Origin of the sequence: Lacipirellula limnantheis (assembly GCF_007746075.1) — a bacterium.
Taxonomy (GTDB): Bacteria; Planctomycetota; Planctomycetia; order Pirellulales; family Lacipirellulaceae; genus Lacipirellula; species Lacipirellula limnantheis.
The window spans coordinates 6,043,928-6,069,828 of the sequence record NZ_CP036339.1; the positions used below are offsets into that span (position 1 = coordinate 6,043,928).

Below are 25,901 nucleotides of genomic sequence, written 5' to 3' on the forward strand. Positions count from 1 at the left end.
ATGACTATGAATATTCCACTCGACGCGGCTGCTGCCGAAAAGCACTTGATGAAGTTTTTGGCGATTGACGGCGTCACCGGTCAAGAAGCGGCGATCGCCAAGTCGGTCAGCGAAGAGCTGCAGGCGGTTGGCGTGCCGGCGTCAGCGATTCGTTTCGACGATGCGCACACGCGCATCCCCTTGCCGACCGAGACTGGCAATCTGATTGTGGAGCTGCCGGGGACCAAACCTGGGCCGCGCATCCTGTTTGCTACGCATCTTGATACGGTGCCGCTCTGCGCCGGTGCTAAGCCAAAGCGCGAAGGCGATCATATCGTGACCGATGGTTCAACCGCGCTGGGCGGAGACAATCGCACGGGGTGCGCTCTTCTGGTGTCGCTCGTCGAAACGCTGCTCAAACACAAGCTGCCCCATCCGCCAATCACGCTTTTGTTCACCGTCCGCGAAGAGAGCGGCCTGCATGGCGCCCGTGAATTGAAGCCCTCCGAGTTGGGCGGGGCGGTGATGTGTTTCAACGTTGATGGCAAGCTCGCGTCCGAGCTGATCATTGGCGCCGTGGGGCAGGAGAACTGGGACGTTGAAATTAAGGGGAAGGCGTCTCATGCGGGCGTGGCTCCCGAAAAGGGCATCTCCGCGACGCTTGTCGGCGCCATTGCACTGACCGAGGCCCAGCGCGCCGGCTGGTTCGGTAAGGTCGTGAAGCCCGAAGGACGCGGCACGAGCAACGTCGGGATCTTCGGCGGCAAAGAGGGCCAGCCCGCGGGTGACGCGACGAATGTCGTCACCGATTACGTCCACATCAAAGGCGAAGCCCGCAGCCCGGAATCCGCGTTCGCTACCGCGATCACAGCCGGTTACCGCGCCGCTTTCGAGAAAGCGCAAAACGAGGTCAAGGACGCCGCTGGCGCGGCCGCCGAAGTAAAGTTCAGCAATACGCCTGCGTATCCGCCGTTCACGCTCGCTGAAGACTCGCCGGTCGTTGAGCGAGCCAAACGAGGGATCGAGGCCATCGGCCTGAAGCCGACGACGCTCTTCTCCAACGGCGGTCTGGACGCCAATTGGCTCGACAAACACGGCGTCCCCACGGTTACCATCGGCGCGGGGCAGTACGAAATTCACACCGTGAAAGAGTACGTCGACGTCCCCGAGTTTCTGAGAGGCTGCCGGCTTTCCGTCGCCCTGGCGACGCTTGACCCGTAGAAGAGCCAGGCCGCGTCGTTCCCGTTCTCGTCAGACCCAGTAGGAGAAATCGACTGGTGACTATCGCTTGTTGTCGCGCCGAAAGTAACGCCCTGCCCGGCCAATCTGCAACTGCCACGAGCCGAATCGCTCGGTGAGCCATTTGTAGAGTGACGCGCCCATCAAGGTGCCTAGCGCAACCGAGGCGAACACGAACACCGTTGTGGTCATGCCGTCTAGCCCCGCCGCCCGGTCGCTCAACATATGCTTCACGCTGACCAGTCCCAACGCACCGGGAACCAACAGCCAAAAAGTTGGCAGAAACGTCACGACGGCGGGCGGGCCCTTGAAACGCAGATGAATCAAGTAGCCCAGGGGCGTGGCGATCAGCATGCCGAAGAAGCCGCTCGCCGTGCGCCCAACATAGGCCGCCGCGATTTGCTGCGTAGCGTACGCCGTAAGCAGAACCAGCATCATCCAGGGCCACGATTTACGTGGAGCCGAGAAGTGCAGATAGACGCCCGTGCCGAATACGATCACGCCGACCCAGGGCAACCACGCCGTCCAGCGTGCTGCCACAACCTCGTCCGCCACGTCGACGAGATTCTCAGGTTGATAGCCCGCGAGTACCGCCCCCGCCGCTAGTCCAAACGCTAAGAGCACCAACTGAACGAATCCGGTCACGAGCCGACTCGATCCGCTGACCATGTCGCCATACGCCAATTCGACCATGCCTAGCGTCAGCATCGCGCCTGGCAAAAACGTCACGAGGGGCGGCACGAGTACATGCAACGGATCGACCGGCAACCCGTTTTTTATCGCCAGATACGTGAGCCCCGAGACCAGCGCCGCGACGACCACCGGCAATGGTACCGCGAGCACCGCCCGATTGCGATTGAGTGCCTTCACGAGGCCGACCACGGCGCCGAGCACGCACGCGGCGGCCAGATTCCAAGGAGTCGACAACAGGACCATCGCCACGCCGATTGACAAGATCGAGTGCCCGACGACGCTTCCCGCCAAACCGAACCGCGGCTGCTTCCGCAGAATCTCCGTGAGTCGCTTGATTCCCTCGCGGGGCGGCAGGTCGCCGCGTTGGGCCACGTCACCCAGCGTGTAGACGTCGGCGATCTGATCCAACCGAAGCGTCTCGGTCGGTCCTTCGGCCAAGGTGACCCGCTCTGCCGCGCCATCGTGGATGCTGATAAAGATCGCGGTCGGGAACGTCACGACGCGCGAGCGGCGGACGCCATAGGCCGACGCAACCCGCCGCAGGACAAGCTCCACGTTGGCCGTTTGCTCGCCGGACGCCAGAAACGCCTGCCCCAAGCGAAACATGAACTCCAGCAGCTCATTCGTATCCGTCTTGGCAGGTTTAGCGTTCACAGCCTTTGGTTTCCCGCCGCTGGTCAGATTCAGCCGGCATTTCGAATCGCGTCGCTCAAGGGCCGAACGGGAGGCCGCACAAGTACCACGCGAAGAACAGCGCCGTCCATGCGATGAACGTCGCGGCCGTGTAAGGCAGCATCATCGCCACCACGGTACCCACGCCGGCGGATTTCTGCCAGCGCTGCGCGAATCCGACCACGAGCGCGAAGTGGGGCAACAGCGGATTGATCACGTTGGGCGGCGAATCGCTCACGCGGTAGGCGGCCAGCACCGCCTCCGGCTCGATGCCCAGCTTGAGGAACAGGGGCACGAACACCGGCGCGAGGATCGCCCATTTCGGCAGGATGTTCGGCACGGGGATGCTCATCAATACGCCGATGACCAGGAACGCGAGCAGCAAGGTGACATTGTTGAGGTCCGCGTCCTTGAGCAGATCGGCTAGGTTGACCGCCAACACCGTGCCGATATTGCTAAAATTGAAATAAGCCACAAACTGGCTGATCACGAAGAACAGCAGCAAGAGGCCGGCCAGGTCGGCGAGCGTCTTCGTCATGGCGTCGATCGCCGCGTCGGCCGAACGAATGGTGTTCGCGCCCCAGCCGTAGGCGAGCCCAGTGACTCCGAACGCGAGCATGATTAGAAACACGAGGCTATCCATCAGCGGCGAATTGCCGACGAGCATGCCAGTCTCGGGATTTCGCAGCGGCGCGTGCTGCGGCAGCGTCAGATAGGCAATCAACGCCAGGTAGGCGACGAGCGCCACGCCCGCCCAAACTAGGCCGCGCGACTCGGTGCTCGACATCTTGACGTTCTCGGCCGGCGGCGCTTCGCCGCCGTACGCGCCCAGTCGCGGCTCGACGACCCAATCGGACACGATCGTGCAGACCACGATGAGCACGATACTAGACGCCGCGCCAAAGTAAAAATTCGACGTCATATCGATGGAGAGCGTGGGATCGACGGCGTGGATCGCGTCGTTCGTCATCTCGGCCAGGATGCCGTCGATGGGCTTCACGAGAAAATTCGCCCCAAACGCCGCCGCGACGCCGGCAAAAGCGGCCGCCAACCCAGCGAGCGGATGCCGCTTCAAGCTGTGAAACGCGATCGCGCCCAAGGGTATGAGCACGAGGTAGCCCGCGTCGGAGGCGATGCTCGACAAAACGCCGAGTGTCACGATGATCGCGGTGATCGCGCTCCGCGGCGCGACCTCCACCGTCTTGCGGATCAGAGCCGTGATCAGTCCCGACCGCTCCGCAAGGCCGATGCCGATCATCGCTACGAGGATGATTCCCACCGGGCCGAAGTTGATGAAGTTCGGCACGACCGACGTAAAGATGAAGCGGATGCCCTCGGCCGACAGCAGGCTCCGCACCGCCGTGGTCACCCGCTCCGCTTCATGCGTTTCGACGTTGATCCGTTCGTACGATGCGCTGACGCGGCCCAGATTTAAGAGATGCGACAACCCGATCACGAACACAATCATCAATAGAAACAGGACTGCCGGATGCGGCACTCGATTGCCGAGCCGTTCGATCGCGTCCAACATGCGATTACCGGCCGGAGGCGATTCCACATCGTTGCTCATACCGTCCACCTGCCAGAACAGTCCGCGGACGGCCGGCGAATGAGTCAATCGCCCTGACCGCAGCGAACGTATTGTAGCTGACGCAAGCCACTACCCACACTCCCGAGGCGACAGCTATGGGCCTTGAGCGCCGTCAGACAATCGACGAATTTTGCGGCTGGGAAGCAAGTATACACCCAAACAACATCAACAAGCTCGCGTCGGCTACAACCGCCGCCTCGGGTTGCACCGCGATCCTAATCCCCGAAATCCTTCGCGGCTGGTTGTGGAGGATATCACCTGACGAAGGCGTGCCTAGAAGCGTGCGTCGAGGTGACTGAAGGAAACACTCAGTTGCGGCCGTTCAGTGATTCGACGACATCGAGTTGTGTGCGCCTGTGAATTCTGAACGGGATTCACTGTTCAACCCGAACAAAATTCCACTTTATCGGACGCTGTCGAATCCCGGTCCCCCGCTTGAAGCCCGGAGCCAGCGTCTGGCGACACCATCAAGCTCGGGTTCGACGTTTGATGGGGCATTGATAGGTGACTTGAGTTTAGAAAATGTCCGGCCCGGAGATTCGTCGGCAAAGGGACTTGCGACGACGAGTGCCGCCAAACGAACGTATCTGACATGAGGTACCGTCAGCGGCAAACGCAGGCAGCAATGCGGCAGCCTTAAGCTTGAAATCTGGTGCGTAATGACGGTTCGTCCTGGGTTGCTTCGAAGCTGCCGATTCTCTGTCCGCTCCGACGACAGGGACTTAAGATTGAAGCAGTCCGAGGCCATCCGTTAGAATAGGCAACTGCTTTCTGAATATTCCCTTCAATATGTAGGGCTTACTGAAGAAGTTTCTGTCTAATAACAAGTTAGGCGTACATGAGGCTTGGACAAAGAGAGCCACGTTCAGTTCGGGCTATCAGAGCAATTGAGTTGGGGGCATCGCCATGAAATACGACTCCGTCCGCGTCTTGAAATTTGTGACATACAGCGCCATTTCTGTGGGTGTCCTGTTGGTTGCTGCCATCCTGACGGTGATGTTCCTTGCCCGTGGAAAGTCGGGTGATGACGGCGACATCGCGGGTGTAGTCGCCCCTGCCTTGTTAGGGACGTGCGTGTCTGGCGTGGTTGCTGCCATTGCGGCTTCCCTTCAGAGACGCGAGCAGCGAACGATGCAAAACCAATCAGCCGCCTAACAATGCCGTGAACCGAATCGGCGAAGTTGGCCCGCTATTAAATAGAGAATCTTTCGTCGCCGATCGGTTACGGCCGGCGTTATCCCGCTATAGAACAGCAGCGTTGTCCAGTATGTGCGACTCCTGTCGATATGAATCATCGATACCCGCACTATCTCTGCCGTTCGTGCGCTGCTTTGGCATCAGCGCCAGATGGCCGAAAGCTTCACTTTACAAATGGGGACGCGGCGTACGCCGATTCAGGCGAAGCCTACAAAAGCCATGTTTGCTTCATTAAAGGCATCACCTGCTGGGCACAAGAAGCACAATTTGGCGGCACCGTGATAGAGGCCATTCCGCCCGAAGCGTTACGACAATTCATCGATCGCTCTGGACGACCAACCGTCGTCGCGGGATAACCAAACGTTGCAATGGACCGGCCCCGCGTCGGGCGTTCTTATAAATTGAAGGTTGGCCGGCGCGGTGGCGGCCATTGCACGTTGGTCCGTTAGGCCCCATGAGGGCGTGTCATGACGCTTGACTTCTTGAGCGAAATGTCGGTTCGTCCTTACGCAGTTAGCATTGCCCTCAATACGATTCCGCCGGCGCAACCGTCGCCTCGGACCGAGTAAATACTCTCCGGGCGGAATGTCACGCCGCCCGTTCGCAAGTGCTCAAACCTGCTACAATCCAAGCCATGCCGCCCTTGAGTGGGCTGCGAAGATCGCCAAGTCCTGCCGCTGCGCGCAAGAACTCTGCAAATTCGGGTGCGACCCTGAGAGTTGACTGGCGAGGCGACGTCCTTGCAATCCGCGCCACCCTTAGGCTCGCTCTGGTTCCGCAGTACGCTAACCGCGCAGCACTGATAGAACTTAACCGCGGGGGCAAACTGCCGGACAGCTCGTTTCTCAAAAGAACGTTCTCGCCGGCAGGGCGAAATATCCGCAACGCCGCGACACACACTCACCGACGCCTGGGCCGCTGCACACCGACTCCACTCGCGAAGAATATTCCCAGACAAATAACAAGTGAGTGTGGTTCTGGAACGAGATCGTATCGGGCGACGAATGCGTCGGCGTCAGCGACGTAATAATCGTTTAACGTATAAAGATTTCCACCGGCTACAAAAACGCGTCCGAATGAATCGACTTCAATTCCCGTCAAATAATCATCGCCCTGCGTTCCGAATCGCTCTTGCCAAAGTAGATTTCCATTTGCATCGTATTTCACCCAGAGGGCGTCGTAATTATCAACCCCGGGATTTGTGCCCAAGAATTTTCCAATGGTTCCAGCAGCAAAAATATTTCCCGCTGAATCAACAGTGACATTTTCAAAACCGTCTACGACATCCGCTGCGAAAATGCGATTCCAAAGCTGATTTCCATTCGAGTCAAATTTCGCGACAAATGCGTCGCTTCGCAATTCGTTTTTGGGACGGTTCGTAAGTCCCACTACATATATGTTGCCAAATAAATCCGTCGCGGAATTTGTTGCGAAAGTGCCATGCACCGGATTTGAAGAGAAATCGAGCACTCTGTTCCACACGACATTTCCTGACGAGTCCAGTCGCGCTAAAAACGATGTGCGTCCTTGCCCGGCGACAACGACATCTTGGTTCGGCAACAACGACACTCCCATCGCATATGGCCCTAGACCTCCAAGCTGACTAACCCACTGAAAATCGCCGTTCGAATCGAACTTCGCCACATACGCACCGTTGATCAAGTCGACTGGCTCACCCGTAATGTTGAATGTCGCGCCGGCTACAAATGCATTTCCCTGGGTATCAACAGCAACGTCAAGATCAAAGTCATTGTTCGACGATCGCCCATATTGCTGATTCCACAGAATAGTACCGGCATGATCGAGCTTTATCAGAAAGGCGTCGGTGTTAACTCGCGATCCTAAACCTGCTGTTTCACTTCCTAAGTAAAGGTTGTCTGCGACGTCAAATTCCGCACTTCGAATTCGTCCCTCCTGAAGTTGTTGCATCCAAATCGAGTTGCCAGACGGATCGAATTTTGTGATGACTTGGCCAGAAAACGCATTTGGCGTCGGCGAGGCGCCATAAATCGCGACAGATTCGGCGATCAAATACGGGGCACCGGCCGAATCAATAGCCAAGGCAGTCGCAGAATCGCGTTGGCCGAGACCACTGTAAGTCACCCAAGCCCGCGTGTACGTGCCAGCAGCAAGTGATTGAGGCAAATTATGCGAACAAAGAATGGCGATGAGCAGCCCAACTAAATGGCGTGCGGATTTGCACTTCATTGACGTCCCTTCAACAGCGACAATGAAAAATGATTGTCGCAAACTTTGCCCAGACCCGCGGCTGCACTTTAATGTGCCAAATCAAATGAGTCAAGAAATACGCGACATGTCGCTCGTTGCGAATCCGAAGCATTTTTGAAGTGGAAATCTCCAACTGCGCTCTCACCGACGTCAAAACGATTATCTCCCCGGCGTAAAATGGCCACTCGTCGGCATCGATTCCGACGCCGATAACGCCGCGCGGGTCCTCCCAACCGCCATCGCTTACTCGTTGAGATGGAAAAGAAAATTTGAAGATCTCGATTGCAGCGGTAGCGATGATGAGGCCCACGACGAGCTAGTAGCCGTAGTACCTTCGAACAACCGAGTTACGGCCGAGGGATTGGGTGTTTTTCGATTCTACGGACAATGCTAGTGAATGCGGAACCTATCACAGTTCAACGAAACTGCAAATAAATTCCATACAGGAGATATGGAACGCGGCTGCTAATACCGTAGCGACGAATTGCGTAAGGTGGGCGTGACATTTGTCGATCAATGCGTTGTTCACCCCGGCGGGCAGCGGGATGTCCGAGCAGCATTCGGGGGCGGGAAGAAAAGGACGCCGAATCGCGTTTGGATAGGTGTCGCAGCGATACGGCACGCGGAAAAAGCGTAATTAACTCGTCGCGCCAGCGAAACGGTGAGACACCCCAGGAATGGACCGTTTCTCGGCACCGTTTGATGGCACGCGGCTCGTTTACCGAAAACTCATCGTCCGAATGCGAGCGAGACTTTCGGGGAACTCCTACCACACGACGGCGCCGGGATTCGGTTTGTGGTCTGACAGTTTAGTACGGGCCCGGGCATGCCGAAAAACCGGTTGTAGCAAAATCAGTTAGATGCGTACTTGATCGCTGTGTCCGAACACGAGGATTCTTAGCCGAATCTACCGTTTGGTTTCGGCCCAGCTTTGAATGCCGATGATCGGTAGAGCAAACTTGAATGCTTCCTCCCAGTCAGGATCGTCTGCGCGCCGGAAGCACTCGTAGATCATTTTTGCGGGACGTGGATTGGATTCTGCTGGTGCGAAACGCCTCAGACCTAGCCGCAAGCCACCTTCATGCGGATGATCCACATGCCGATGCAAAATGAACGCGTCCACGCCATCAAGTCTGGCAACCTTGCGATAGGCATAACAGTACGCGGCTGCCTGAATAGCTTCGCCCGTGGGACCGTCAGGTGTGTGAAACCCTTGCTCGCTCAAAATGACACGACGGGGTTGGCCCTCATACAGCAACTCCGGACGTTGCAAATAATCGGTGAGCACCTCAAGGTTCTTGAACGTGATCCGCGGAGTTGTTGGCTCCAGAAGGGCGCTCTTGTCGTTCCAGAACCGCGGCTCGAACAAATTCTCGGGATAGGGATGGTATGCCACATGCCAGTCGAAGTTGCTCTCATTATCCTCCCTTCCACGTCGAACCAAGTAGTCGATGAGGTCCTTGCCCGCGAATGCCTCGTGGTCGTCACTAGCCGGGACGCGAATATTCCAGTGATGATCCAGGGAGACGTAGACTCGTGCCCACGAGGAATGTCGACGTACGGCACGATGCACGAGCTGCAGTGCCGACGAGTAATCGTCGGCAAACTCCGACATCGTCACACGCCCCATGTTGCTCCACCACCAGTGCGAGTTAACTTCGTTGCCGAGGACGTAACCGGCGACACGGCCATACTGTTTGTCGGGACGCGACCAACGATGAGCAAGGAACTCCATAGTCGCTTGTAACCATGCTCGTCCTTCAGCAGTTCGAGTATTGAACGCCGACAGGCGGTGCGGCGCCTTGTCGTCATAGTTTGGATGGAGCATGACGCGATTTACTTCGGCGTCGCTATCCTTATAAACCAGGATTATCAAATGGACGACTACGCTATGACTGGACAGCGTCTTGATCGTGTGGTCCAGCCGCTCGACGGGTTCCCGGCGAAAATGGAACGTCCGCCCATCGGTCGTCCAGGGCAGATAAGCAACGTCAACATTACCCGAATTCGGCGCGATGAGCTCCGAGAGGTTGACGTTTAGTGCTGCGTGCTTAATGCCTAGCTCCAGGGCGTCGTCAAGCAGTTCCACTTGCAGACCCTTCTTGGATGCTGCTTCCGGGTAAGCTGCGACATTTCGAGCCCCGTCTTGGCCAACACTAATCGCGGGCCAGACCAAGCACGCTAGCAGCAAAAAGCTCTTCGCGACGACACTCACGCAGTGGGCGGACCCGATAGATCGCGGAACTCGTTTAGTGACCACACTGAATCGGCTCTAAAGTTCAGCTACATACAGATGAGTACACCGCATAGATTGTATTCCGCCAATGTACTTATTGCGAGTTTATGTCCGAGCGGGCAGATATTATTTTCAACGGACTAGTGGCCGACCAGGACGCCAAGCCTCGTAAGCGGAGTTTTGGAAACTCAGTACGCCGTGCAAGTCGGCGATCTCCAGTGGGCGCGAACCCCACCTGGCCAATCGGTCGCTCGGCCGGAAGCAATCAGGGCGATGAAGGACCGGGCAGCGAGTATCAAAACTCGTTAACACGTGAGACTGTCAACAACTGACCGCTTTGACGTCGCCTGGCCTCAATGTCAAAATCTCTTCCAACTCCCGACATGGCTCCGGTATTCCGGAAACTTCCTTGCTGTTCGGCCTGACACGCGGCCATGATTATGGCTGCCGCAGCGCCCCGTCGACCCAACACTGCGTAGCGACCAATTCAGCCATAATAAGTCGGGCATCAGGAGACAAATGAAAATGGTACGTTTAACCACTGTCCTCTCGGTGTTCTTTGCGGTCACGGCTGGCCAAGCGGCGGACGACATGAAGGCGTTTCCCCCCGCCAAGCAGGGCATGACGCGGTATGTGCTGCGGCTTCCCCAGCAAGACGATGAATCTGCTTTTCAGGTGGAACTGATGGTGGGCAAGGTGGTTCAGGTTGACGAGGCGAACCGATTTTTCTTCGGCGGCAAGATTGAAGAGGAAACGATCCAGGGCTGGGGCTTCCCGCGCTACATTGTCCGCGAGCTGGGGCCCATGGCAGGTACGCTAATCGCAGTCGATCCGAACGCGCCTAAAGTCGACCGGTTCATCACACTTGGGGGTAATCCCTATCTCATCCGCTACAACAGCCGTTTGCCAATCGTGGTGTACGTGCCCGAAGGCGTTGAAGTGCGTTATCGAATCTGGAGGGCCGATGCGGAAGTGAAGGCCATGAAAAAGGGCTGAGGCAGGAAACTCAACGAACGGGAGTTACCAAACAAAGGCAGTCACTCGAATGTTTCTCCGCGAGGCCCGTGATCCATGTCGTTACGGAAACTGCTCTCCAGTAGTCGCAAAGCTAATGTCCGAGTCCCAAAATACGACCGTTGTGACACGGGTCTCTATTCTCAAGAACACATACGTTTGACGGCGCGTCGCAACCGTGCCGAGAAGTCATGCCTTTTCTCGGAGGGGAGGCGTAGCCACCGTTCTGGCCGTTGAAACGCGTCGTCAAACCAACCTTCTTTGATAGCTTCGCGGCGACGCCAGCGGAGTAGCGCGATACCGCACCACGCCATTGAAACCAAGGCGAACGTACTAGGCTCCGGTATTTGATTGGACGCCGAGGGCACGGAGACGCTTCCCAACTGCCGCTGCCAAACAAGGAAGTCACCCCCGTCGACGTCGTGGTCGTCATCTGTGTCCCTTGCAAGCACGTCGTTGCCGCGCCACAGCCCCCTCGCCCCAGCTTTACGTCGGCCACACCACCTTTCGCCGCGCGATCCAGCGCTCTAAATTGGCGTTGGGGCGTCCGATCGCGATCTCCGGAGGGCCGAATGGTGACAGTTGAACAGCTGATTTTCGTCGGCCTCAATGGCTACGCCCTCGCACTCGACCGCGATTCAGGCGAGATCGTCTGGTCAAATGATAAGATGAAATCCGGCTACGTCACGCTGCTCTTGGATGGGGACCGCCTGATCGCCTCCACCAACGGATATATCTATTGCCTCGAACCACTCACGGGGGAGATTCGCTGGAACAATCCACTCAAGGGCTACGGCGTGGGTGCGCCGACGTCGCTCGTCTCGGTCCGCGGCCAGGTCTCCGACGTCGTCTTGCAGCAGGCCGCCGCTGCAATCGCGGCCGCCGCACAGGATAGCTAGGTAGACTCGGCGAGATCTCGATCATGCGGCTGGAGGGCTTAGTCCGTCACCTCTCCACCTCACCTCTCGGCGTCGTCGCCATCGATCACGCGCCGTCACCTAGCCGGCGAGCGCGTTGCTGCTGAGGCTTGAAGGGGGTGTCACGTTGGGCAGCCGACGAATTGCTTTGCGGGGTCCAGCAACTCGTTAGCGTGGAAGAGTGCCGACAGATCACCGATTTGACACTGTTCGGCTCGGCGTTCCCGAACCTGCCTGCCGACGAGTTTCTGAATTGCGATGGGAAGCCAACCATTTCGAGGCTGGAGCAGCCGAATAAGTCAACAAATCCGTGGGATCGGGCGCTAAGAACCGATCCTGAGCGGGGCAATACTTAGCTTCCCGGCGCAGCCGCCGCGGTAGAGTTGGCGACGGCCAAAGCGGCGTGCAACAGCACATCAGCGCCGCGGGAGGCGTCGGCCGGTTCAATGCTCTCGCGTTCGTTGTGGCTCAGCCCGTCCTTGCATGGAATGAAGATCATGCTGGTGGGCGCGACCCGCGAGACGTACACCGAGTCGTGCCCGGCGCCGCTCACCATGTCCATGGCGTCGAGGCCGAGCTGAGCGACCGCCGTGCGGACCGCGTCGATGCATGTGGGGCTGAACTCCACGGGCGGCGAGTACCACACATCGTGAAGTTCTACTGCAACGCCGGTCGCGGTGTTGCCGAGGGCGGCGATTGATTTCAGATCGACGTCCATGGCCGAGAGGATATTCGCATCGGGGTGCCGTAGGTCGACCGTGATCGTCAGCGAACCAGGCACCGTGTTCCGTACGCCTGGTCGTGCGTCGAGGCTGCCAATAGTGACGCGGGCGTGAGGGGCGTACTTGTCGGCTAGTTGGTAGACGCTGCCCAATAGCAGCAGCGCCGCACGGACGGGGTCGCGCCGTAATTCCATCGGCGTAGGTCCGGCGTGGGCTTCGCTGCCGAGGAGCGTCGGATCGTACCACCGGATGCCTTGCACGCCGGTGACGATACCGATGGACTTGGCCGCTGCCTCTAAGATCGGCCCCTGTTCGATGTGCAGCTCGAACGCCGCCGCGTAAAGCCGCCGCCCCAGCGGCGACTCGCCGACGTAGCCGATCGAGCGGAGCGCATCGCCGAGCCGCACGCCTTCGCTGTCTTGCCGAGAGTACGCGTAGTCCAGCGAGAACTCGCCCGCGAATACGCCCGACCCGATCATCGCCGGGGCGAAACGCGCTCCCTCTTCATTCGTCCATGAAACAATCTCCAGCGGCGCGTCGGTCACGACGCCGTGGTCGTTGAGCTGTGAAGACTCGATCGTTTGGAGTTAAAGCCTGGGTGAATGGTGACGAGTCAATTACCCGAAACTGAAACTGCCGTCCCTCGACCAACGTGAAGCATCCAGCAACCAAGCAGTAGCGGCAACAGGAATTGTGCGATTTGCTGGGGACTCGGCGGCAGACTCACGCCGAAGCCAAACGCCACCGAACCCTTCGTTCCTGGCGTCGGTAGCGAAACGCTGGAATTCGCAGCGCCCCCGATGATTGCCAAGACGAGGCAGCAGGCCAGTAACCATCGCCGTGAGACCGCCGTCTTGATGGCCAGTTGACAGAAGGCGATCGTGGCGACAGCGACCGGCAGAATGAGAGTACCTAGTACCGCGAAGGGGAGCATTTCAGTCGCCCAATGGGAGGTCGCGGCGGTTGCCGTCGGACTCTCGCTGTCGAAGCCTATGGCTTTGGCCCCGAAAACGAGCATCAAGAGGCTGCCCGCCCACAGAATTGGGAGAGACAAGGTCGGAGCGATGACAAAAGCAAGCCACGGATGCCGCCCGGAAAATCGCCGTCGCCGGTATTCGCTAGACGCCGCTGCCACAATTTCGCTGGCCGAGCCGAGCAAAGTCGGCGGACGTTCGGAAGCTTCCATGCTCATCGAATCCTCCATGAGTTCGGTTAGATGATCGGACAATTCCCCCACGAGCCGTTCCACGTAGGCAGGTGGAAGGCGTCGTCGCCCGCATCCGCTGCGGACTTCATCAAGCCAGCGCTGAACGGACATTGCCGCCTCCTTCCAGCGACAGATTCACTGCGTCGGCGATTCGCCGCCAGTTGCTGATCGACTTGGCAAGACGTGCTTTGCCGCGCCTGGTGCACCGATAGACCACTCGCGTCCTTCCCGACGCTAATTCCTTTGTGGCTGTCAGTAGCCCATCGGATTCGAGTCGATGAAGGATCGGATAGATGCACCCCTCGCCGAACTCAAGTTCATCGTTCGAGTCAGCTTTGATTGCTTGCACGATTTCGTAGCCGTACATGGCTTGCCGCGAAAGCAACTGAAGAATAAGCATTTCTGGCACCCCGTTAAGGAATGCCGGATTGCTTTTGCGTTCAGCCATCTTGGTCTCCTAGAGTGGGTAACCCTGCCCTTAGCCTCAAAGGTCGAGGCGTTATACCTCGGAGTACGAGGCATGGCGAGATCGCTTTCGAGCGGTCGAAAGTGGGACATGCCGCTGACCACGCGGCGACGCTTGCGCTACGGATACGCAAAACTGTACGCCAGAGGAGGACCTAGTTGGAGTTAGCCCTTCGGCGCCACCGCCAACGACCCGTCTGCCAGCGGCTTCAACAGTCCTTCCAGCGGCGCAAGCGTGTTGATCTCCGGATTGAGCCAGCGAGCGTACTCGGCTTCGCGCTGCAGAATGACCGGCATCCGGTGGTGACCGACGCCGCGCACCTCTTCGTTCGGCAAGGTCGTTAAGAGCGTGCAGCTCTCCATGCGTTCGTCGCCCTGGCCCCATGATTCCCACAGACCCGCGAAGGCAAACGGCCGGCCGCTCGGAAGGCTGAAGTAGTGCGCCTTTTCCTCAAACGCCCCTGCCGGCAGCAGGCAGCGTCGGCGCTTGAAGGCGTCGCGGTAGCTGGGCGTCGTCGAGACGGTCTCCGAGCGGGCGTTAAACGTCTTGCGCTGGAAGGCCGCACGTTTGGGCGTCCCGGCGCTGGGCTTCCACCAGAACGGCAACAGTCCCCATTCACAAAGCACCAACTCACGCTCGCCGCTCTCGTCCAGGCGAACCACCGGCACGGGCTTGAGCGGATAGAAGCCGCCCTCAGGCAACTCCAGCTGGCGCAAGTTTGACCGAATCGAGAACTCGTTGTCCCAGTAGTGGACCATCGCCCGACCTGCGGCGGTGCGGTCGCGGCCTTGGATGTAGTGGTGGCACATGGGTTTCATCATGCCAGCGCCGCCGCGAGCCGCCTAGAATCACGGGCAGGAATAACGCATGCACATCACCGCCCACGGGCCGCCGAGCGGCTGGAAAGTCGGTCGCTGGATGCCGCTGCCGCCGGCGGCTATAGGTTTGATCAATGATCTGGTCCGCCTTGTGCTCCAGAGCAAAGGCGTTGGCAATGTGTAGCGCTTCGGCCTTGGTCTCCGCAGTGGCGGTGGCCACTACTCTAGTGCCGTTCTTAGCGGTGACCAGATACGCCCGCTGAATCCAGATGCTACGGTTGTTGCGGCCCACGTGGCTGAGTTGGCGGTCGCTCTTATGGTGGCTCATGCTGAAAAAGGTATGCTCCGAGCCGCGAATCGCTGCCTTTCGCCGGTAGACCACGCTGCCTTGCCAAGCGAACACCGCGGCGATGGCCATAGCGATCAGCAAAAGGCGGATGGTGAAGCGGGGAAGGCGAGCATTTCCGACAGCGTCCGAAGACAGCGGATACCCCGCTGTCCGAAAAGTAGTCGTCGGCCGCCCCGGGCGTCCCTCTGACGGATGGTCGCAGCCAACCCAGCCGCTTGCTGCCACGGCGAGTCCCTCGTTTGTTCGTCATAAGCGGCGAGGTTATTCTTACAATCTGCCCTGAAGCCGATCTAAGCCTCTCCCACCCCTACGGCGTCGAGGTCGTGAGCATGACATCTTGTTTTCAGCTCTTGGCGCGGCTCTTTTTGGCGGTCGCGACCGCGGGTTTACTGACAAAGACGGCCGCGGCGTGGTCGGAATCGGGGCATCATCTCATCGCGCTGTTGGCGTTTGACGAGCTCACGTCCGGTGAGCAACGCGAGCTGCTCGACCTGCTCCAAGCTCATCCGAGGTACGCCGAAGACTTCACGCCACCTGAGAAAATCCGGAACTCTGAACGCTTTCGCGTCGGCACGGCCGGCTACTGGCCTGATATCGCCAGAAGTCAACCGAAATACAACCGACCGACGTGGCACTATCAGTTGGGGGCGACGCTCACGCTCGGTGACCCGTCGCGGCTGCAAGTTCCCGAAACACCGGGGCCGCTGCCGCCGGCGGCGACATTGGAAACCCAAGAGCTGTACGTCGCTCAGGCCGTCGAGCTGTGTCGTCGCGTGATGAGTGACCAACACGCTCCCGTAGCCGACCGGGCGATTGCGCTCTGCTGGCTCGCTCATCTGGTGGGCGACGCCCATCAGCCGTGTCACGCGGGGAGCCTCTACGTTGAAAGGCTGTTCCCCGAAGGGGACCGCGGAGCGAACTCGATACCGACGCAGCAAAAAAACAACATGCACGCCCTCTGGGATGGGTTGCTTGGCGGAAATTACAACGAAGGGACGATGAATCGCCGAGTCGAATCCCTCGAAGGAGAGCCTGAGTACGGCGCCATCGGCGAAGCAGCCCTCGCGAAATCCAACGCCCTCGACCCGCTCATTTGGCTTTCCGAGAGCCGCGAGGCGTCCCGCGAGTACGCCTACACGCACGAAGTGCTTGGCCCGGTGAAAGCCATTCTGGAAGAAGGGGGCGAGTTGCCAAAGATTTACTTCTCAGAGAGCTATTTGCAGCAGGCTGGGAAACTGGCCCAGTTAAGAGCTGCCGAAGCGGGGCATCGCCTGGCGGCGGTTTGGCGGGAGGGTCTTAACGCCATCGATGGCGGTGACGCAGGCCAATAAAGGCCGATAGCCCGAAAAAGTATTGACCTCCAGAAAAACCGTTCAAACTGCCATCGATTCCGCATCAGTCGGACCGAAGCAAACCAGTTGGCAGCCCGGACAGACGCCAACAACGGTACACCCAGAATCACGAGGGCTCGGCATCGAGAGACGCATCGATGATGGTCTCTTCGCAGCTTTGGACTTCATCGACGTCCTGCCAGTCGGCAGGGACTGCATCGATACGATCGCAATCGTCAGCGTCGCGAAATAAGCATGCCAGTCGAATCTTTCACATAGTTCGCTCCCTTCGCGAATAACGCCAAGTCTTCACGGGATACGGCGCCTTGGCTGTGAGAATCCTCGGAGTCAGAGTTTGTGTACCGCGCGCCGGCGGCTCGCACTCATGCGAACGCACCCGTTTAGCTTGGTCGCCAACCAAGCCAAGGGCGCCATGGGATTTACCATCCGCCTGCGCGTTTCGCCCGTAGAGCGAATGCTTGGAGACATGCTCGCTCAGTTCGAAGGAGGCATGGTGAAGTAATCTCGAAAACGCTCGCTGCCATTGCAGGGCAGAGAGAGCGCTCGAAGTAAGCTCACCATTCTACCCTGTGGTGTTTAGTTCTCTTATCGCCCCGATGCGGGGCGATACGTTTTCTGAATGGCGGTCACCATTCAGGGCTCGGCGAATGTCAATCGTCATCTGCATACCGCGAGGCGCCACTTCGTCGGCCACCGCGTAGCGCATCTTGACCAACGCACGATTGCCCCATGTCGCGTCAGTCCATGGATCGGGCTTGGAACAGTACTGGCTTGGCGTTGGTGCTGACGTTACCCGGAGCGGTAGCCGTAGGGCCAGTCAGTCCAACTTCGGCGAGTTCTGTTCACCGTCAAGCTACACGTTTCTTGCAAGGGAAAACGTGGAAAGTGAAACGGCGCGGACGTACCTCGCTCGTGTTGTAGCGGTCAGAACGACTGGCTCATTGCGGCGTGGCGCTCAACGCGGAAATGCATTCCCTCTTCTGACCTACGTTTTATTGGCCCTTTTATCGATCTCTCGGCCGCGTGCGAGCCTTATTTCTGCCACCGTGCGTGTTACCACTAACAAAGTCTCAACTCCCAAACACTGCCATGACTTCACAGCAACCTATTGTCTTCTCTCAAGCATTAGCGGTCGTTGCATCGCAGCCTGTGTCATGGCAAGAACGACGTGGCAACTTGCGCCAACCGCCCCGCACACGTCGCACCGGCGGCATGCTACCGCTCATCGCCATCTGTCTCCCACTCTTTATCATCGCGGCGGCCTTCGCGGTCGACGTCGCCTACATGCAATTGGCCCGCACGGAGCTGCGCACCGCGACTGATGCGGCGGCCCGAGCGAGCGCGAAGATACTGAGCATCTCACAGAACCAGGCGACGGCCCGGGCCGCCGCTATCGCCGCAGCTGCTAAAAACCAAGTCGCTGGGGTGGGGCTAAAGCTGACGGCGGACCAAATCGTCTTCGGCAGCGGCGCCCAATCCAGGAGCACCGATCGATTCACATTCACGCCAGGGGGTACGCGCCTTAACGCAGTTCGCGTGACGGGCAAGAGAACCGCTGCATCTGCTGCCGGTCCCGTCGGACTGCTGCTCGGACGCATGCTGGGCGTTACGACTTTCGAACCGGTTCACATCGCCACGTCAACCCAACTTGACCGAGATATCTGCCTCGTGGTCGATCGCTCAGGGTCGATGATGTGGTCACTCGATGGTTCTACGCTTCCCGGCGGTTCGTGCGCTAAGCCCAATATGGCCAGGAGCCGATGGGGCGGCGTTTACACCGCCGTCAACGCCTTCGCCGCCGAGCTCGAAGGGACGCTCCAGGAGGAGCAATGCGCGCTGGTCACATACTCCAGCAACGGGAGCGGGTGCGGCTTTAAGTTCACCATTTCCGATATCAATTGTGCGCTCAACTTCAACTATCAGTCGATTCGCGATGAAATGACCAAGTTGAGCGGTAGGCCCGTCCAAGGCAACACGGCGATCGGCGCCGGCATCGACAACGGCGTGAAGGTCCTCACCAGCAGCAGCGTCCGACCCTTCGCCATCCGGACGATGGTGGTCATGACCGACGGTCTCCACAACTCGGGCGGCGATCCCGTCACTGCCGCAAAGAAGGCGGCCAAGCAAAACATCACAATCAACACGGTGACGTTCAGTAATGAAGCTGATGTCACCCGCATGAAGGCGGTCGCCGAAGCCACCGGGGGCAAGCATTTCCACGCCGCTGATTCTGCCTCCTTGGAAGCGATCTTCCGCGAGATCGCTTCCACACTGCCGGTGATGCTAACGGAATAGCAGCGGTGGTCGCCTGGACGGCGTTCAGAACCACTTGCTGCGCCTAACGAAATAGAGAATTAAAGAAACGAAATCTTCTGACTGCTAACGCGAGAAAATTGTCATCGCTGCGCCGCGCTAACTCGATGGTCGAGAAGCGGGCCGAACGTGTTCCACGTTGAGATGTCGTACCCGGCAAGCGAGTGGCCGCCTGCAAAGCACCATCCCGGTGGAATGCCAACGTCACCCAAGTTCGGAGGCCGCACCGAACTGCCTCGCGAACGGGCCAATCATCCGCAGGTCGTCCGACCAGTCGGTCACGGCGAAGATTACCCCGGCGAACGCACCACGAAACGGCCCATCGAGCGCCTCGCGAAACAGTCCGGCGATCATCTCCCCGTCGTTGCCGAACGCTCCGCATCCCCAGGCCCCCAGGACATACGCATCGTGCCCATGGGCGAGCCCCAGCGTCAGGATACGGTGGATCCGCGAGCGCATGGCCGCCTCGATCTGATCGCGACTATCGGGAGGCAGTCGTGCGGCCTGCACCGCGGCGCACGTGACCATGCTGACGGCGTAGGGTTCGTCGAGCAGCCGACGGTCGTCGCCGCGAAACACTGGAACGTCGGGTGAGTAGATGGCGTAATCCGAGGCGAACGGCGTGTACGCCGCCTTATGAAACGGGTACATCGGTTGGTCGACCAGGCAGGCGTAGAGGGCGGACGACCGCGCCAGATACTCTTCCTGGGCCCGCGCGCCGGTCAGGAATCCGCCGCCGGGGTGCGTCGGCGCCGCGAAATTGAGCGCGACGACGCGCCGGCCCTGCGCTAGCAGCGACTGCGCCGCGGCGAGCGTGGTGTCGTTGACCACGAAAATCTTGGTGGCGAGGCGTCCTGTCGTCGTTGGAGGCAGAAGCTGGTCGGGAGGATAGGCGAGCGTCCACTCACGAGCCCGCGCGATCTGGTCGCGAAGGTCGACCCATTCGCCCGCAGGGGACCGGTAACCGCCTTGGTCGACGATGGTCACCGCCTCGCGACTAAGTTCGGCCGCTGTCCTGCGTGAGATTTTCAGATCGGCGGCGGGCATGGGCTTGTTCCATCGTGTCGCAGGTTGAAACGCTTATCATCGGGCGACGTTGCGCAAGCGGCAAGTCAACGCAGCTGAAAAGGCCTTCCTAAGTCGCCGGTTTAGCTGGCCTGAGGTTTCATAAAATCCATGGCGCTCAGGGGAGATCGTCGAGTCGGCCAGTTACAATGAAGGCCGCCGTTTGATTTGCCGGCTCCTCGCATGTGCGGAGACTTCCATGCCGCCAGGCCATGCCAGCGACTCCAGGTCGCCGATCCCAACCGCCGACGACGTCACTGTGCACGCCCTGCGGCGGCGCTGGAAGCCGCATAAGGAGCGTCTCGTTCGTCAGCAGGAAGACCATCCGACCAATATTCGCATCCACCGGGCATGCAGCTGGCTCCAGCGCGTGGAAGCCAATCGCGACGATCTCGACGGCGTCCTGCTGGCCCAATGGATTGCCTTCAATGCGTTGTACGGTCAATGGGATGGCGTTAAACGGCAGTCACTGCCCGATCGCGAGTCCTGGCGGCAGTTCTTGGACAGGATCTTGAAACTCGACGTCGACCAGCTTGTGGTCAGCGTCCTGCAGGACCACAAGCGACTGGTCGTGTCCCTGTTGGAAGACCCCTTCCTGAGCCAACACTTTTGGCGCGAACCGTCGTCTCCGCGAAGCGGCCGCGATCGAAGCATCGCTTACCGCGCTGGGACGTGGTACTTGGAAGGGCGATGGACCATGATTCTCGACGAGGTGCTCGATCGCATCTATCTGCTCCGCTGCCAATTGATGCATGGCGCCGCCACTTGCGGCGGGAAGCTCAACCGCACCGCGCTGCGCCGCGCGTCGGTGATGATGGGGCATGTCCTGCCGGCGGTCGTCGCCGTGCTCGCTGACCGCGGCGCGGACGAAGACTGGGGTGCGCTCTGCTATCCGCCGCGCGGATGAGGGAATGCGGCGCCCGCGCTGGCCGTTTCCGGATGAGCAATGTGGCGTTAAAGCGAACTTGGCACTGAACGTCAACTCTATTCATGATGGCCATCACGCTTGAGGAGCTACTACGGCGGGCGACGGCAGGGCGGGAGCTGAACTCCGTCGAGCCCTTTCGCCCCTCCTGGTTCTACAATCTGCTGGAAGATCCGTTTTGGATCTGGTGCCATTATCACGCTCCCGCCGCTGAGAAACTCGATGAGACGACGTTGTTCGATCGCTATCGAATGGCCCAAGGCGTGGTGTGGGAGGAAAAGTACGTCGCGGCGGAGTTTCCGGCCGCATTTAGAATTGAAGCGGCCTGGGGCGTCGAGGCGTTGCGCGACACGTTGGCGGCGATGCTTCGCGGCGAGCGAGTCATCCACGGCGGGGCCCTATGGCGGTTGGGCGAAGAGATCTGCGGCAAGGCGGACCTCCTAATTCGCTGCGACGGCGGGTCTTCGGACCTCGGCGCCTTCCACTACACCGTCCAAGAAGTCAAGAATTCTGCGACCGTCAAACAGTGCCATCAACTCCAGGCGACGGCCTACTCATGGATGCTCGGCGCGCTCCAGGGACGCCTGCCGGCGACGGCGGAGGTCGTCCTTCGCGAAGGGGCGGGCAGCGCGACGACATTGACGGCCGACTTCATTGCCGAGTTTCAGCGGCAACTCGGCCTGTGGCGCGAGATTCGCGACGGGGCGAACTGCCCCGAACCGTTGGCCTACTCGTCAACGATTAGTCCCTGGAGACAATACGCCAATCAGCGCATCGTCGCCCGAGGCGACTTGTCGCTCCTTCCGGGCGTCAAGCAAGCGACGGCCTGTCAGTGGCGCGAACGCGGCTTACTGTCGCTGGTGGAGTTGGTGCGGCTCGGCCAAGCTGCATGCTGTGCTGAATTGGGCGACGATCACGCGTACTATCACGCCCTGGCGTACCAGCGGCAATGTCCAGTCTTCCGCTACGGCGACAGGGCTCGAATCTCGCGTCGGCCGCGACTGGTCTATTTCGACGTGGAGGATCTCACGTTCGCCGATCCCCCGCTGGTCACCCGTCCCCATACTTACATGCTGGGCGTAGCAACTCCCGAAGGAGACAGCCACATTTGGACCGCCCGCGGCCAAGACGACGAGCCGCGGATGTGGAACGAGTTTCTCGACTGGCTGGGCAACCCTCGCGACGTCGCCCTCTACTGCTGGACGATGTACGAGGCGAGGAAAATGGAACAGGCCGCTGCGGCCCACCCCCAGTTGAAAAGTCGGCTGCAGACGGCCGCCGCGGCGCTGGTGGATCTCAAGGAAGAAATCAAGCATCGGCCGTATTTCCCCGTCCCGAGCTATTCAATCAAGGCGGTCGCGCCGGTCTGCGGCTTCCGGTGGAGCCAGGACGACGTCGATGGTCAGTCCGCCCAGCTCATATATCTGGAGTGGCTTCGGTCGGGCGACGATGCGTTGATTGAACGCGTCCAGCAGTACAATCGCGAAGACGTCCTGGCGATGGTGGCCGTCGATCGCGTGGTCACGGCAATGAGCGAAAATGCCACCGACTAACGAAACCGACGATTGGCTCGGGGCACGGCGCGCTCTCGATGGTCGTACGCCGCTGCCTCTCGCGGCGATGAGCGGAAACGTTAACTTGGTTGAGATTACTCTGGAGTGCGAACCCGACGGCAGCCTGCGCGACTGCGATGGTGCGACTTCGCACCAACTTGCCACCGAGCAAGGCAAGGCGCTGATCGCCGCTCTAGTCAACGGGGACAACTTGCCCAGCCACATCAACAATCCGGGCGTGGATCTGTTCCAGGCTCAAGCCATCCGGGGATTCCCGGCTTCTCCAATTCGCCCTGGAATACTCCCCATGACCCATCGAGTTGCCGTCTGCGTCATAGCTTTCATGGCAGGGTGGTCAATGGCTCTGCCGGCGACCCACGGCCTGGAGCCTATTCCCGACAAGCTCGTGGTGCTCACCTTCGACGACTCAGCGAAGTCCCACTTCACCAACGTCCGGCCCGTACTCAAGCGATACGGCTTCGGCGCCACGTTCTTCGTCACCGAGGGATTCGATTTTCCCACGAACAAGACCGACTACATGACCTGGCAGGAGATCGCCGCGCTCGATCGCGACGGATTCGAAATCGGCAATCACACACGCGATCACTTGGGGGTCGCCGACGACACCGTCGACCAGTTGGAAGAACAGATCGAAGCGATCAATCGCCAATGCGAAGCTCACGGCATTCCCCGAACCACGAGTTTCGCATATCCGGGCAACTCGCTGGCGCCCGCCGCCCTGCCCATTCTCCAGAAACTGGGGATCCGTTTTGCCCGCCGCGGCGGTGCGCCCGAGTACGATTGTCGCGAGGGACGCGGCTTCGCCTATGAACCGGGCCTCGATCACCCGCTGCTGATTCCCTCGGCAGGCGATGCGCGGCCCGCATGGACGCTCGACGATTTCATCGCCGCGGTCGAACAAGCGCGCTATCAACGCGTCGCCGTGCTGCAGTTCCATGGCGTTCCCGATACGGCGCACAATTGGGTCGACTCGTCGCCCCGGCAATTCGACGCCTACATGAATTACCTGGCCAAGAACAATTACACCGTGATCGCAGTGCGAGATTTGGCGCGGTATATCGACCCCGACGTGGTCCCCTCCAATCCACAACAAATCATTGAAGATCGCCGGCAGTCCATGGCCCGGCATGTTTCCCGGAACAACTTTCGCCGACCAGTCGCCGACGATGAACTCCGCTATTGGCTTGAGAACATGATCGTAGATCATGGGTTTACCGACGTCGAAGCAGCGGCCGCCACAGGTCTGTCGACCGCCGACGTGACGGCAGCCGTCGGCCGGCTCTCGATTCCACATCGCGACCAAACGACAGCTTCCCGCACCTTGTCTGCCATCAAGGTGCGGCCCTATCCCGGTGGCCGCCACCCGCGCATCGGTTTCCTCGATGGGGCCATACGGCCGCAGCGCGAAACGAAGTTCAGCGCATTCCTACCCTGGGACCCGACGCAATACGTCGTGGTCGACGTCCCGGAGGCGCTCTGGGCGCAGCAGGGCGACGCCCGCGAACTTTTGTATTTGGCCCATACTCACGTACCGACGCGGTGGTCGCGAGAAGGGGTCGCGCTTGAGCCGCTTGAGTGGACTCGTCGTGACGACGGCTCGCTCGAAATTGAGCGCCGTCTGCCGAATCAAGTCGTCTTCGGCGCCTCCGTCGTTCCGCAACGCGATCATGTAAGGATGGAGCTTTGGATCGTCAACGGCACGTCCGAGACGTTACGGGGATTGGTCGTGCAAAACTGCGTGATGCTCAAAGGGGCGCGCGACTTCAACGCCATGACAAACGACAACAAGTTGTTTGAGAGCCCCTTCGCCGCTTGTCGCACCGCCGATTCCAATCGGTGGATCATTACCGCCTGGGAGCAGTGCGTACGTCCGTGGGGCAATGCGCCCTGCCCCTGCCTCCACAGCGATCCTCAATTCCCCGACTGCGATCCCGGCGAAACGCAACGGCTTCGCGGCTGGCTCAGTTTCTACGAGGGAACTGACATCGAGTCCGAACTTCGACGCATCAAGAGCGTCAGCTGGCTTCGGCAGGTTGACTAATCGCTGTCGACAACTGGGTCGTCAACCAATTCGACCGCCGGCAGCTGCGTCCACGCCCGCCAAATGCATTCCCGCGCCGGCGGTTAAAATGCGGTGTTGAGAGTCTGGACGCTTATCACGACCGATCGTTCCTGGACTTGCGTCGCCCTTTTCATGACGTACTACATTCTTCAGCAAACGGTCGGAGACTCCTGGCCACAGACAATCGTATTCGCCGTCGCCGTTTTCCCCAGCGGGAGTCGAGATAGAGGTTGCTCCTGTGACGAACCCGTCAGTTGAAATCTGAAAACGTCCGGTGGTGGCGTTGTAGAGCTTCCGCACGAACTTGTCGCATGAGCGACTAAGTTACCGATCGCTTTGCGCACGGGAGCCGGCTACCGCTAAATCCAGTGCCGTTTGGCGGCATGAATGCTTGGGGAGCTTAACGCCCAGCCCTCAGTGAAGAGGCTTCTGCGACGGCGTCCAGTGCGTATCGCACGGGTGCCGCACGGACTTGCTCTCTGCTTTTTCAGCTCTCGCCTGTCGCGAGGGCGGTTGTGTACCTCACACGACCGCCCTCGACAGGGGCGGTCCCTTTGGAAAGGAACGTCCCATGAACTGCTCACCGATCGTCGCTGCTGATGACGCCCCTCCCCTCCCCTGGCAAGCCTCGTTCGTCCAGATGCTGCCGACGATCCGGCGCTACGCACGAATCGCCTTCCGTGAACTGGCCCCCGAAGAACGCGAAGAGGCGATCCAAACGGTCATCGCTTCGGCTGCGGTCGCCTATGCCGGGCTGGCGCAGTCAGGGCGAGCGAAGCTCGGCTACGCCACGCCGTTGGCCCGTTACGGCGTGCGGCGCTATCGATCCGGGCGATTGACCGGAAGTCGTGACAATGCGGCGGACGTCGGCTCGGTGAAATGCCGGCTGCGCGGCTGCCGCACCGAACCGATCGACTCGATCGCCCAGTCCATTAGCGACTACCGACGGGCAAGTCCCGCGGAGATGGCGGCGCTGCGGATTGACTTCAGCCAGTGGTACGGTTCGCTCTCCCGTCGTGATCAGCGCGTGGTCCACGCGCTGGCGCAGGGGGAACGGACGAGCGCCGTCGCGGAGCTCTGTCGGCTGACCGCCGGACGAGTCAGCCAGCTGTGGCGCGAGCTCCACGACAGCTGGCGGCTGTTCGTGGGAGATGCGGCTCCGAGTCCGTGCTAGAGCGCGCGGGAGAGCTGCCAGCGCCGGGGCGCGCGCTCTGGCGCTGGCGGCCGCCCTGCCCTCTCCTGAAGAGCAAGGGGGGCTTTGCTTAGCTATCAGCGACGAGG

General features: G+C 59.8%; 23 protein-coding genes. 12 read left to right on the top strand and 11 right to left on the bottom strand.

What is annotated here, in order from left to right; translation table 11 throughout:
• A complete protein-coding gene (locus I41_RS23610; protein ID WP_145435478.1) occupies positions 1 to 1,200 on the top strand; it encodes a M20/M25/M40 family metallo-hydrolase in 1,200 nt (399 codons plus the stop codon).
• Positions 1,201 to 1,260: 60 nt separating this feature from the next.
• Here I41_RS23610 and I41_RS23615 read toward each other — a convergent pair whose 3' ends face one another.
• Both I41_RS23615 and I41_RS23620 read right to left on the bottom strand, forming a co-directional pair.
• Positions 1,261 to 2,565 carry a threonine/serine exporter family protein gene (locus I41_RS23615; protein ID WP_145435480.1) on the bottom strand — a complete coding sequence of 435 codons (1,305 nt, stop codon included), beginning with the start codon at positions 2,563 to 2,565 and terminating at the stop codon, positions 1,261 to 1,263.
• 55 nt (positions 2,566 to 2,620) lie between these two features.
• Positions 2,621 to 4,153, bottom strand: coding sequence for an AbgT family transporter (locus I41_RS23620; RefSeq protein WP_145435482.1), 1,533 nt, complete (start codon positions 4,151 to 4,153; stop codon positions 2,621 to 2,623).
• Between the two features lie 927 nt (positions 4,154 to 5,080).
• On the opposite strand from I41_RS23620, the gene I41_RS23625 reads away from it, so the two are divergent.
• Complete coding sequence (locus I41_RS23625; protein WP_145435484.1) at positions 5,081 to 5,329, top strand: hypothetical protein; 249 nt, start codon at positions 5,081 to 5,083, stop codon at positions 5,327 to 5,329.
• Positions 5,330 to 6,271: 942 nt separating this feature from the next.
• Here I41_RS23625 and I41_RS23635 read toward each other — a convergent pair.
• The 3 genes from I41_RS23635 to I41_RS23645 all read right to left on the bottom strand — a co-directional run bounded on the left by I41_RS23635 (position 6,272) and on the right by I41_RS23645 (position 9,860).
• Positions 6,272 to 7,579 carry an SBBP repeat-containing protein gene (locus I41_RS23635; protein ID WP_145435486.1) on the bottom strand — a complete coding sequence of 436 codons (1,308 nt, stop codon included), beginning with the start codon at positions 7,577 to 7,579 and terminating at the stop codon, positions 6,272 to 6,274.
• Positions 7,580 to 7,589: 10 nt separating this feature from the next.
• On the bottom strand, positions 7,590 to 7,910 hold the full coding sequence (locus I41_RS23640) for a hypothetical protein (protein ID WP_145435487.1): 321 nt from the start codon (positions 7,908 to 7,910) through the stop codon (positions 7,590 to 7,592).
• A 597-nt stretch (positions 7,911 to 8,507) separates the two neighbouring features.
• The gene (locus I41_RS23645) at positions 8,508 to 9,860 is read right to left on the bottom strand and encodes a DUF5722 domain-containing protein (RefSeq protein ID WP_315852436.1); all 1,353 of its coding nucleotides are present in this window, start codon (positions 9,858 to 9,860) and stop codon (positions 8,508 to 8,510) included.
• Between the two features lie 495 nt (positions 9,861 to 10,355).
• On the opposite strand from I41_RS23645, the gene I41_RS23650 reads away from it, so the two are divergent.
• Positions 10,356 to 10,832, top strand: coding sequence for an ecotin (locus I41_RS23650; RefSeq protein ID WP_210421054.1), 477 nt, complete (start codon positions 10,356 to 10,358; stop codon positions 10,830 to 10,832).
• A 161-nt stretch (positions 10,833 to 10,993) separates the two neighbouring features.
• On the opposite strand, the gene I41_RS28720 is transcribed toward I41_RS23650, so the two are convergent.
• Complete coding sequence (locus tag I41_RS28720) at positions 10,994 to 11,302, bottom strand: hypothetical protein (protein WP_391524813.1); 309 nt, start codon at positions 11,300 to 11,302, stop codon at positions 10,994 to 10,996.
• A gap of 123 nt (positions 11,303 to 11,425) precedes the next feature.
• On the opposite strand from I41_RS28720, the gene I41_RS23660 reads away from it, so the two are divergent.
• Positions 11,426 to 11,749: an outer membrane protein assembly factor BamB family protein gene (locus tag I41_RS23660; RefSeq protein ID WP_168207114.1), complete on the top strand. Its 324-nt coding sequence runs from the start codon at positions 11,426 to 11,428 to the stop codon at positions 11,747 to 11,749.
• Between the two features lie 370 nt (positions 11,750 to 12,119).
• Here the strand turns inward: I41_RS23660 and I41_RS23665 are convergent, their stop codons facing one another.
• From I41_RS23665 to I41_RS23680, 4 genes are all read right to left on the bottom strand, one after another.
• On the bottom strand, positions 12,120 to 13,067 hold the full coding sequence (locus I41_RS23665) for a hydantoinase/carbamoylase family amidase (RefSeq protein WP_145435493.1): 948 nt from the start codon (positions 13,065 to 13,067) through the stop codon (positions 12,120 to 12,122).
• A 35-nt stretch (positions 13,068 to 13,102) separates the two neighbouring features.
• Positions 13,103 to 13,675, bottom strand: a complete 573-nt coding sequence (locus I41_RS23670; RefSeq protein ID WP_145435495.1) for a hypothetical protein — start codon at positions 13,673 to 13,675, stop codon at positions 13,103 to 13,105.
• A gap of 109 nt (positions 13,676 to 13,784) precedes the next feature.
• Positions 13,785 to 14,144: a PadR family transcriptional regulator gene (locus I41_RS23675; protein WP_145435497.1), complete on the bottom strand. Its 360-nt coding sequence runs from the start codon at positions 14,142 to 14,144 to the stop codon at positions 13,785 to 13,787.
• 182 nt (positions 14,145 to 14,326) lie between these two features.
• Positions 14,327 to 14,983, bottom strand: a complete 657-nt coding sequence (locus I41_RS23680) for an SOS response-associated peptidase (protein ID WP_145435499.1) — start codon at positions 14,981 to 14,983, stop codon at positions 14,327 to 14,329.
• Between the two features lie 46 nt (positions 14,984 to 15,029).
• On the opposite strand from I41_RS23680, the gene I41_RS28365 reads away from it, so the two are divergent.
• From I41_RS28365 to I41_RS23690, 4 genes are all read left to right on the top strand, one after another.
• A complete protein-coding gene (locus I41_RS28365) occupies positions 15,030 to 15,164 on the top strand; it encodes a hypothetical protein (RefSeq protein ID WP_261342460.1) in 135 nt (44 codons plus the stop codon).
• 494 nt (positions 15,165 to 15,658) lie between these two features.
• On the top strand, positions 15,659 to 16,660 hold the full coding sequence (locus I41_RS23685) for a S1/P1 nuclease (protein ID WP_145435501.1): 1,002 nt from the start codon (positions 15,659 to 15,661) through the stop codon (positions 16,658 to 16,660).
• Between the two features lie 385 nt (positions 16,661 to 17,045).
• A complete protein-coding gene (locus tag I41_RS27565) occupies positions 17,046 to 17,183 on the top strand; it encodes a hypothetical protein (protein ID WP_168207116.1) in 138 nt (45 codons plus the stop codon).
• 710 nt (positions 17,184 to 17,893) lie between these two features.
• Complete coding sequence (locus tag I41_RS23690) at positions 17,894 to 18,976, top strand: vWA domain-containing protein (RefSeq protein ID WP_168207117.1); 1,083 nt, start codon at positions 17,894 to 17,896, stop codon at positions 18,974 to 18,976.
• Positions 18,977 to 19,198: 222 nt separating this feature from the next.
• Here the strand turns inward: I41_RS23690 and I41_RS23695 are convergent, their stop codons facing one another.
• The gene (locus I41_RS23695) at positions 19,199 to 20,041 is read right to left on the bottom strand and encodes a TIGR02452 family protein (RefSeq protein WP_145435505.1); all 843 of its coding nucleotides are present in this window, start codon (positions 20,039 to 20,041) and stop codon (positions 19,199 to 19,201) included.
• Between the two features lie 217 nt (positions 20,042 to 20,258).
• On the opposite strand from I41_RS23695, the gene I41_RS23700 reads away from it, so the two are divergent.
• The 4 genes from I41_RS23700 to I41_RS23715 all read left to right on the top strand — a co-directional run bounded on the left by I41_RS23700 (position 20,259) and on the right by I41_RS23715 (position 25,794).
• On the top strand, positions 20,259 to 20,966 hold the full coding sequence (locus tag I41_RS23700; protein ID WP_145435507.1) for a HEPN domain-containing protein: 708 nt from the start codon (positions 20,259 to 20,261) through the stop codon (positions 20,964 to 20,966).
• Positions 20,967 to 21,052: 86 nt separating this feature from the next.
• Positions 21,053 to 22,537 carry a TM0106 family RecB-like putative nuclease gene (locus tag I41_RS23705; RefSeq protein WP_210421055.1) on the top strand — a complete coding sequence of 495 codons (1,485 nt, stop codon included), beginning with the start codon at positions 21,053 to 21,055 and terminating at the stop codon, positions 22,535 to 22,537.
• The gene (locus tag I41_RS23710) at positions 22,524 to 24,599 is read left to right on the top strand and encodes a polysaccharide deacetylase family protein (RefSeq protein ID WP_210421056.1); all 2,076 of its coding nucleotides are present in this window, start codon (positions 22,524 to 22,526) and stop codon (positions 24,597 to 24,599) included. Before I41_RS23705 ends, I41_RS23710 begins: the two co-directional genes overlap by 14 nt.
• A 592-nt stretch (positions 24,600 to 25,191) precedes the next feature.
• Positions 25,192 to 25,794 (top strand): hypothetical protein, encoded by a 603-nt coding sequence (locus tag I41_RS23715; protein WP_145434885.1) that lies wholly within the window; start codon positions 25,192 to 25,194, stop codon positions 25,792 to 25,794.
• Positions 25,795 to 25,901: the final 107 nt, after the last annotated feature.

Excerpts from the sequence above, each read along its gene's own strand:
- I41_RS23695 (WP_145435505.1), bottom strand. The coding sequence starts at position 20,041 with ATGCCCGCCGCCGATCTGAAAATCTCACGCAGGACAGCGGCCGAACTT.
- I41_RS23705 (WP_210421055.1), top strand. The coding sequence starts at position 21,053 with ATGGCCATCACGCTTGAGGAGCTACTACGGCGGGCGACGGCAGGGCGG.
- I41_RS23680 (WP_145435499.1), bottom strand. The coding sequence starts at position 14,983 with ATGATGAAACCCATGTGCCACCACTACATCCAAGGCCGCGACCGCACC.
- I41_RS23690 (WP_168207117.1), top strand. The coding sequence starts at position 17,894 with ATGCTACCGCTCATCGCCATCTGTCTCCCACTCTTTATCATCGCGGCG.
- I41_RS23675 (WP_145435497.1), bottom strand. The coding sequence starts at position 14,144 with ATGGCTGAACGCAAAAGCAATCCGGCATTCCTTAACGGGGTGCCAGAA.
- I41_RS23635 (WP_145435486.1), bottom strand. The coding sequence starts at position 7,579 with ATGAAGTGCAAATCCGCACGCCATTTAGTTGGGCTGCTCATCGCCATT.
- I41_RS23715 (WP_145434885.1), top strand. The coding sequence starts at position 25,192 with ATGAACTGCTCACCGATCGTCGCTGCTGATGACGCCCCTCCCCTCCCC.
- I41_RS27565 (WP_168207116.1), top strand. The coding sequence starts at position 17,046 with ATGCGAACGCACCCGTTTAGCTTGGTCGCCAACCAAGCCAAGGGCGCC.
- I41_RS23650 (WP_210421054.1), top strand. The coding sequence starts at position 10,356 with ATGAAAATGGTACGTTTAACCACTGTCCTCTCGGTGTTCTTTGCGGTC.
- I41_RS23610 (WP_145435478.1), top strand. The coding sequence starts at position 1 with ATGACTATGAATATTCCACTCGACGCGGCTGCTGCCGAAAAGCACTTG.
- I41_RS23625 (WP_145435484.1), top strand. The coding sequence starts at position 5,081 with ATGAAATACGACTCCGTCCGCGTCTTGAAATTTGTGACATACAGCGCC.
- I41_RS23685 (WP_145435501.1), top strand. The coding sequence starts at position 15,659 with ATGACATCTTGTTTTCAGCTCTTGGCGCGGCTCTTTTTGGCGGTCGCG.
- I41_RS23620 (WP_145435482.1), bottom strand. The coding sequence starts at position 4,153 with ATGAGCAACGATGTGGAATCGCCTCCGGCCGGTAATCGCATGTTGGAC.
- I41_RS23670 (WP_145435495.1), bottom strand. The coding sequence starts at position 13,675 with ATGGAAGCTTCCGAACGTCCGCCGACTTTGCTCGGCTCGGCCAGCGAA.
- I41_RS28365 (WP_261342460.1), top strand. The coding sequence starts at position 15,030 with ATGCACATCACCGCCCACGGGCCGCCGAGCGGCTGGAAAGTCGGTCGC.
- I41_RS23710 (WP_210421056.1), top strand. The coding sequence starts at position 22,524 with ATGCCACCGACTAACGAAACCGACGATTGGCTCGGGGCACGGCGCGCT.
- I41_RS23700 (WP_145435507.1), top strand. The coding sequence starts at position 20,259 with ATGCCGCCAGGCCATGCCAGCGACTCCAGGTCGCCGATCCCAACCGCC.